The organism is Bacillus sp. 05T31, assembly GCF_056396725.1.
Genome location: NZ_JBFTMA010000142.1, coordinates 1 through 8113 on the forward strand (window position 1 = coordinate 1; position 8113 = coordinate 8113).

General features: G+C 35.2%; 7 protein-coding genes and 3 pseudogenes. 5 read left to right on the forward strand and 5 right to left on the reverse strand.

The features are described 5' to 3' along the window. Together AC1DJR_RS11415 and AC1DJR_RS11420 are read left to right on the forward strand one after the other, a co-directional pair. Positions 1-932 (forward strand): peptide ABC transporter substrate-binding protein (locus tag AC1DJR_RS11415; RefSeq protein ID WP_477002644.1); only part of this gene is annotated, 932 nt, incomplete at its 5' end. 488 nt (positions 933-1420) lie between these two features. Further along, positions 1421-3061, forward strand: a complete 1641-nt coding sequence (locus AC1DJR_RS11420) for a peptide ABC transporter substrate-binding protein (protein WP_429687635.1) — start codon at positions 1421-1423, stop codon at positions 3059-3061. A 46-nt stretch (positions 3062-3107) separates the two neighbouring features. On the opposite strand, the pseudogene AC1DJR_RS11425 reads toward AC1DJR_RS11420, so the two are convergent. Beyond that, a pseudogene (locus tag AC1DJR_RS11425) lies at positions 3108-3320 on the reverse strand (hypothetical protein). 215 nt (positions 3321-3535) lie between these two features. On the opposite strand from AC1DJR_RS11425, the gene AC1DJR_RS11430 reads away from it, so the two are divergent. After that, complete coding sequence (locus AC1DJR_RS11430) at positions 3536-4003, forward strand: YusW family protein (RefSeq protein WP_477002645.1); 468 nt, start codon at positions 3536-3538, stop codon at positions 4001-4003. 29 nt (positions 4004-4032) lie between these two features. Here the strand turns inward: AC1DJR_RS11430 and AC1DJR_RS11435 are convergent. Beyond that, a pseudogene (locus AC1DJR_RS11435) lies at positions 4033-4281 on the reverse strand (peptide ABC transporter substrate-binding protein); the annotation flags it as partial. A 104-nt stretch (positions 4282-4385) separates the two neighbouring features. Here AC1DJR_RS11435 and AC1DJR_RS11440 point away from each other — a divergent pair. Continuing rightward, entirely contained in the window at positions 4386-4538 is a 153-nt protein-coding gene (locus tag AC1DJR_RS11440) for a DUF3951 domain-containing protein (RefSeq protein WP_410592412.1), read from the forward strand. 18 nt (positions 4539-4556) lie between these two features. On the opposite strand, the gene AC1DJR_RS11445 is transcribed toward AC1DJR_RS11440, so the two are convergent. Further along, complete coding sequence (locus AC1DJR_RS11445; RefSeq protein WP_429687637.1) at positions 4557-5060, reverse strand: hypothetical protein; 504 nt, start codon at positions 5058-5060, stop codon at positions 4557-4559. Between the two features lie 277 nt (positions 5061-5337). On the opposite strand from AC1DJR_RS11445, the gene AC1DJR_RS11450 reads away from it, so the two are divergent. Continuing rightward, entirely contained in the window at positions 5338-5784 is a 447-nt protein-coding gene (locus tag AC1DJR_RS11450; RefSeq protein WP_060749767.1) for a hypothetical protein, read from the forward strand. A 33-nt stretch (positions 5785-5817) separates the two neighbouring features. Here AC1DJR_RS11450 and AC1DJR_RS11455 read toward each other — a convergent pair whose 3' ends face one another. Continuing rightward, positions 5818-7077: a multidrug effflux MFS transporter gene (locus AC1DJR_RS11455; RefSeq protein WP_477002646.1), complete on the reverse strand. Its 1260-nt coding sequence runs from the start codon at positions 7075-7077 to the stop codon at positions 5818-5820. A 117-nt stretch (positions 7078-7194) separates the two neighbouring features. Beyond that, a pseudogene (locus AC1DJR_RS11460) lies at positions 7195-8113 on the reverse strand (DUF3981 domain-containing protein); the annotation flags it as partial.

Below are 8113 nucleotides of genomic sequence, written 5' to 3' on the forward strand. Positions count from 1 at the left end.
CTTATTGGGATAAAGATAATGTCAAACTCGAAGAAATCAATTTCAACGTTGTAAAAGAAAAATCAACGGAAGTAAATTTATTTGAATCAAGACAATTAGACCGTATAAAATTAACATCTGATTTCGTTGATAAATATAAAAAGGATGCTAACTTTAAAGAACGTCCGAACGTAGGGGTACAGTTTTTACGTATGAATCAGCAAAACAAAATACTTCAAAACGTTTCTGCACGCCAAGCAATCGATCAAACAATTGATCGAAAATCTTTTGTAAATACGTTATTAAATGATGGCTCTACACCAACCTTTAGTCTCGTGCCGAAAAACTTTGCAAAAGGGCCTGATGGAAAAGACTTCCGTACTGCAAACGGCGATTTAACAAAAGTTGATACAACATCTGCACAAGAATTATGGAAGAAAGCAAAAAAAGAACTTGGTTCTGAAAAGATAACATTAGAATTATTAACAAGTGATGGTGACCTTGAGAAGAAAACTGGTGAGTTCCTAAAAGGACAACTAGAAAAGAATTTAGATGGCTTAACGGTAAATATAAAACCGCAACCACGTAAACAACAAGTTTCACTCTTATTAAAAGGTGACTACGAGATTGGAATTGACGGTTGGAGCCCTGACTTTGCTGATCCAATTACATTCCTTGAATTGTTTACAACGAATAACCCTTACAACTTAGACCATTACTCTAATAAAGAGTTTGATGACACAATTGAAAAAGTTAAAACTACCTTGGCTGGTGATGAAAAAGCTCGCTGRGAAGCGTTACTAGCATCAGAAAAAATCTTATTTAAGGACTCTGTTATCGCTCCTCTTTACCAAAAAGGAGAATCTTATTTAGAGCGTTCTTATGTGAAAGGCATTGTGCAAGTAGACTTTGCAGGTCAATTAAACTTCAAATGGGCAAAAATTGAAAAATAAAGTGAAACTTTAATCAGTGGGGGTTCTTCATCCCCCACCTAACTTCTTTGCTTTCACTGAATTTTGAGGTGAGGATCTTACTGCCCGTTAATGCGGGATAAAATGCAACTTAGATCATTGTGTTCCCACCCACACCCATTGTTTTTTTAGCAAAATATATTAAAAGCAGATTCCCTAATATGAGGAAATCTGCTTTTTCAATATATTATTCCAAAAAATTAACACTCTACTTTTTATTATTGACATATAGTTTTTTCCAGTGTTAATATTCTAAATAATCAAAGAAACAAAATATTTTACCATCAAAATGTAATGTCTACTAAGTTGAAACATATAACGATAGATTATAGTTCAACATGTATATACATATAGAAAACCTGATTACCTACATACACATATTTATAATAGGTTTTCTCTCCTTCTATAGCTAAACTTCAAGACATGGACATTATGACGTTACGAACAACACATTTAGGGAGGAAAGAACAATGAAGAAAAAAGTTGTACCTGTTGTTGCATCTGTTTTAGGGGCAAGTCTACTACTAACTGCTTGTGGGGGAAATAAAGATAATGCAGGCGGAGCAAAAGCGAACGATAAAGCACCTGATAAACAAGCGATTAACTTATCATTTGCTTCAGAAATTCCAACAATGGATGTTGCAAAAGCAACGGACGGGGAATCCATGAACGTAATGCGAAATGTTTTTGAAGGTTTATATGCAATAGGAGAAGATAATAAACCGATCCCTGGTGTTGCTGAATCGGTTGACATTAGTCCGGATAAAACAAAGTATACTTTCCATCTTCGTGATTCAAAATGGTCAAACGGTACTCCTGTTACAGCAAAAGATTTTATTTTCGCTTGGCAACGTGCCGTTAACCCTGAAACAGCTGCTGAATATGCATTCTTATTCTTTGATATAAAAAATGCGAAACAAATAAACCAAAAAGAAGTAGCAATCGATCAATTAGGCGTTAAAGCTCTTGACGATAAAACTTTAGAAGTACAACTGGACCGCCCTGTTCCCTACTTCTTAAGCTTAACGACATTTGCAACATTCTTACCAATCAATGAAGAGTATTTAAAATCTCAAGGCGATAAATACGGTTTAGAAACAAATCATTTAATTTACAATGGTGCTTTCACATTAGATAACTGGAAACATGAACAAAGCTTCCAATTGAAGAAGAACCCTAACTATTGGGATGCTAAAACTGTAAAACTAGAAGAAATCAACTTCAATGTCGTTAAAGATAAATCTACAGAAGTTAACTTATATGATTCAGGACAAATTGATCGTGTTGCTTTAACTGCGGAGTTTGTTGATAAGTATAAGAACGATTCCAACTTCAAGGAACGCGCTGAAGTCGGTATCCAATTCTTACGACTAAATCAGAAAAATGCAGTATTAAAAAATCAACATGCACGCCTCGCTATTAACGAAGCAATGAATAAAAAAGCGTACGTAGAAACAATTTTAAATAACGGTGCAATCCCAGCAGAAGGAATGGTTCCTGCGAAATTCGCAAAAAGTCCAGACGGTAATGACTTCCGTAAAGAGAATGGAAATCTAGTCAAAGATGATGTAAAAACAGCGAAAGAAAACTGGAAAAAAGCGAAGCAAGAACTTGGTACTGACAAAGTAACAATTGAACTATTAACAAGCGATAATGCTTTAGCTAAAAAGACTGGCGAATATTTAAAAGGTGAACTAGAAAAGAATCTAGATGGATTAACAGTGACTTTAAAACCTCAACCACGTAAACAACAGTTAAAACTACTATTAAGTGGTGATTACGAAATCGGAATCGATGGCTGGGGCCCTGACTTCGCGGATCCTATTACATTCTTAGATCTATTCACAACGGATAGTGCTTATAACTTCGATAAATACTCTAACAAAGAGTACGACGAGCTTATTCATAAAGTAAAAACTGATTTAGCTGGTGATGAAAAAGCTCGCTGGGAAGCAATGAAGCAAGCTGAAAAAATCTTATTACAAGATGGTGCTGTTGCTCCTTTATACCAACAAGGTCGCTCTTACCTACAACGTGGATTTATTAAAGGACTTGTAACAACTGACTTCGGCGGTGAATTTAACTACAAGTGGACAGAAGTTGCAAAATAATAAACACTAGTAAAAAAGGTATCCCACGAAGGATACCTTTTTTACTTTATACTTCTTTAACTACAGAACTTTTCCTCTTTACTATCCCTTTTATAACTAGAGTGATTCCCGCTACCAATTGTGTAACTAGTATAATAAGTAATAATGAAATAATATTTTCCGCTAAATTAACTCTACCAAATATTATTGTGTAATAACCATTCGCTGCATATGTTGCGGGAAATAATCCACCGATTGTTTAATATGTTTTAGAAAGCATCACTGCATTTCCAAATACAGCGCTGCTTATTTGTGTTAATGATTAGAAAGCGCAAAGATATTTTTTAAAAATCTCCATATACATACAAATTACTTTCAATTTAATTAATAAGCATGTGTGTCCCCCTTAAGGAAATAATTTATTAGGTTTATACATAATTACATAAAATCAGGAAAAACTTGTATAGAAAGAAGTTATATAAGGAGGAATTTATAATGAGAATTTTACTATCAATTTTATTAGCTCTTATGCTAGTACCTGCATTAACAGGATGTAAAGCTCCTGCAAAAGAAGATACAACTTCTAATAAGAAAACGACTGAAGAAGCAAAAAATGAGGCTCCTGCAGATTTAAAACTAAACTTTAATGAATTTGATTTAAAGGCAGACTATCAAGATACGAAGAAAGACTACGAAGCTGATTATAAAAATGTAGCAGCCGACAARAAAATGGAAGCAAAAGTTGAAGACCATAAMGCAGATGTAAAATTAACAGGCGACGAGGCTATTACAAAATTAAGCCCTCTTCTACAAGAATTAAAATTTGATAAAAACACAACAGATCAAGAAGTAATTGATCAAGTAGTAAATGTATTCAAACTTGATAAAGACTATCAAAAATTCGCTTTAGAAGTTGTCTTCTCTGATGGAACGAAAAAAGAATATAAGAAAGAAATAAAATAAAGAAGTAGGCGGTTGCCTACTTCTTTATTTTATTTTTTAGCATATCGTAAGCTCGGTTGAGATCCTACGTAGTATTCTAATCCAGATACAGATGATTTTTGTAAATAAGAATCTGTTGGGAATACAAGTGGGATTAAAGGATATTCTGTAAACATAATATCCTCTGCTTGATGTAATAAGTCAAAGCGTTTATTTTCATCTTGTTCTAATTTTGCTTGATTAATTAAATTATCGAAGTCTTTATTAAACCATTTTGCATAGTTATTTGGTTCATCCCCCACTGATTATTAGTTGAACCAATCGGGCTTTTACGGGCAGTTGATCCCCTACCTAACTTCTTTGCTTTCACTGAACTTTGAGGTGGGGGTCTTACTGCCCGTTAATGCGGGATAATCTCTTTATTAAAAAGAAACGTATCACTTCTTTTTATACTCCATTCGATAATATTACCGGACAGACAATTTCTGAATTTCACGAAGAACAGAAGGTATTAGTATCCGAAGATGAAGATGGCGATGGTAAGAAGAAAAAATAACCTTGCGTACGCGCAAGGTTATTTTTTTGCCTCTGTTTGAAAACGCTTATAGTATGTGGATGCTGTTGAAAAATTAATTTCTATATCACGAATCAACGATGAATCTTCTTCTTTAGCTAACTTCTGTAATTTTTTCATCGCTTGTTCTGCTTCATTTAAGAAACCAACATACATTTCATGTTCTTGTTCTTTCGACTTCGGCACACGAATTTCTTTACGTATATGATCTATATCTTCTAACATACCCGTCGTTACCTTTTGTACGTTTTCTTTATATGTAGCATTCGTTATTTCCTTGCCGCCCTTTTCTTTTGCCACTTCCCATAACTCTAATGCTTTATTAATTTCTTTGTTCATCTTCACATCATACTTTTCATGTACCTCGCGATACACTTTCATCTCTTCTGTCTGTTCAGTAGATTGTTCTACCTTTTCTTTTGGTTCTTTCGTGTCTTTATTTCCATTACATCCCGCTAGAAGGAGCATACCTCCCATTACAGCAATACCCAAAACCTTCTTCATCTCTTATTCTCCTTTTATCTACAGCTACTTCTAATTATAGTTTCTTCTATCTCCACTTGTTTTATTATACCGAGAACATCCTAAATTTTGTACTTAAGATGATTTCTTAATATGTATACCAACATTTTTGTCACAGTATCGTCACTTTATGCAAGTAACTTCTCCATTATTTCACTACTCTACCTTACAAAACTGTAAGAACACATATAGAACATACCGTGCTAGACTTACATATAAATAAAACAAGTGTGCTTAGAGTTTCAAAGGAGAATTATATATGTACAATACAATAACTTTTATGGGAGAAGACATTCGCGTCCTTATTCGTGAAAAGTCACTTCACATTGAAAATACAGAAGAGCTTCGCCGTGTATTAAAAAGGCAGAACGCTCCATTCAAGTTAGCCCAATATTTAAAACAACAACATACAAATCAATTTCATACTGTGCTAAATATATCGGATAAATCATTAACAATCGAAATCATCGGTCATGTCTACATCGGAAACCTTGCAGATATCTTAAAAGAAATCCCACGCATACCGAAGATTGCTCCTATTATCGTTAAAAAAGCGTATAAAATTACCGATCATACCGATATTATCGACTGCGGGGAAAAAGAAGTCGATAGTAATCGCTGGGTGTGGGATAAACTTGCTGTCTTATATGATGCAATTATGAATAATATGTGTGAGTTATTTCAAAGAAATGAAAAAAAGAGCTGATTCAAAACATTTCCTTTGAATCAGCTCTTTTTGTTAAGCCTCTAAATTTTGKYTTTGTTGCAGTTCAAACTGCTTYTCACTTCTTYTKGCCATRAATARATARCATAACACAGCACCAATTTCACAAAGMGCTATAACMACMCCCATMGGWARTGCKGTATTACTTCCACCAATACCTACTAGCGGTGCAACAAGTGCTCCTGAAATGAACTGTAATAAACCCAGTAAAGCTGATGCTGTTCCTGCAGCTTGTTTTTGATTTCTCATCGCTAACGAGAAGCCAGTTGTTGATACAACCCCAACACTTGATACAACGAGAAATAATGAGCATAAAACACCGATTAGACCTATTCCTAATACAATTGTAAGTAGTAACGATAGACCGCCAACAGCCGCAATAATAATACCAGCAACAAATAAAGTTTTCTCATTAACTTTCCCCGCTAAGCGGCCAGTAACTTGGCTAGCAATAATAATACCGATACCGTTAATTGCAAAGAACAAACTAAACTGTTGTGGTGATGCTCCGTATATGTTCTGCAACACGAACGGTGAACCAGAAATATAAGCAAACATTGCAGCTGTTACTAATCCTTGCGACAATGCATACCCCATAAATAAACGATCTTTCAGAAGCTTTCCGTATGTTGCAAGCGTTCCTGATAATCCACCTGTCTCTCTTTCTTCAGGAGGTAATGTTTCACGTAATACGAAAGTAGCTGATATTAGCATGAATACACTAATTGCTCCAAGAACGATAAAAACGCCGCGCCATGATGTGAACTGTAATAATTGTCCCCCGATAATCGGTGCCAAAATAGGCGCTGCTCCGTTTACTAACATAAGCAGTGAGAAAAATTTCGTCATTTCAGAACCTGAATACATATCACGTACCATTGCACGTGATATAACGATACCAGCAGATCCTGAAGCACCTTGTAAGAAACGTAAAAGCACTAAACTCCAAATCGATGGTGCAACAGCACAAAGTAAAGAAGAAGCAACATAAATAATAAGAGCGATAATAAGAGGTTTGCGTCTTCCGTAAATGTCACTAATTGAACCAATAAATAACTGCCCTACTGAAAGCCCAAGCAGACAAGCAGTTAATGTAAGCTGCGCGAGGGATGCACCCGTTTGTAAATCATCCGTTAACTTTGGTAAAGAAGGCAAATACATATCAATAGATAATGGCCCAATTGCCGTAAGTGTCCCTAATACAAGAATCATCCATAACCTGTTTGTCTTTACAGGTTTATATACTTCGTGATTAACTCCATTCACTTTTTCCATTCACCCTTTCATATAAACACTCAATCGTAACAATTATAGTTACAACATAAATATACGTCAAGTATACCGTATTTTCCTGTTTAATAATGTAAAAAAAGCGATAGAATCTCTATCGCTTTACTTTTTCAAATTACTATTTGTAAATTTAGATACAGATGCCATCATTTCTCCTGTGTCTAAATATGTGATTTGAATTGAATCTCCTACTTCTGTAAACATTGCATATGGGAATTTCTTCGCCGGTACCATGAATACTTTTTGCTCGTTTTCTAATAGTACGTACACAATCGTATTTTCACCTGATTTTTCTTTATACACACGTTGTACAGTACCTTCTTTTTGCGCTTCTTTCCCATTTGAAGTCGGTCTAAATGAATCACCACTTCCGCTCAGCGCATTTTTATAATTCTCAAGTGCTTCTTTTTGCGTTGAACCTGTTGCAAATATTTTCGCATTAGAAGCATATATGACAGTATGAGCACGTACTAATCCGCCATCATCAATAACCGGTACAATCCAAGAAGGTTTACCATATACGTTATAAATAACCGGCATTGTTCCATGCCATTTCTCTCTCTTAAAGGAATTATCCACTACTTCTGTAGCAGCCGAACCGTCCATAATTCCCTTCACTTCTTTTCCGTTGTAATAATACAACTTTCCTGTACGTGCATCAACTAATGAGTAGCCGAGGGCAGAATCTACGCCTTCTTTCGGAGAGGTGAAATCTGTAAAGTAATACAGTTTACCATCCTTTCCGAAGATTGGCGTAACGCCTTCCTTCGTCCCCCACTCAGTCGGCATCTTCATGTCAGTTTGTGAGAATTTCGTATTCCAAAATCCGTGAATATATTTTCCGAAGTACGTATTTAACGTAGATGCTGTTTCATGATTTAATACACCATCAACGAATTTAGGTGCATTCCCTTTATCGTATCGTTTCACATCACCTGTTTGTGCATCAACAATGACAACGCCTTCTACTTCAAACCCTGATCTTCCTGAAATAAACTCACCGTATGTCATTGTATAATAC

Coding starts and splice junctions, on each gene's coding strand:
- AC1DJR_RS11445 (WP_429687637.1), bottom strand. CDS start 5,060: ATGAAGAAGGTTTTGGGTATTGCTGTAATGGGAGGTATGCTCCTTCTA.
- AC1DJR_RS11450 (WP_060749767.1), top strand. CDS start 5,338: ATGTACAATACAATAACTTTTATGGGAGAAGACATTCGCGTCCTTATT.
- AC1DJR_RS11420 (WP_429687635.1), top strand. CDS start 1,421: ATGAAGAAAAAAGTTGTACCTGTTGTTGCATCTGTTTTAGGGGCAAGT.
- AC1DJR_RS11440 (WP_410592412.1), top strand. CDS start 4,386: ATGCGGGATAATCTCTTTATTAAAAAGAAACGTATCACTTCTTTTTAT.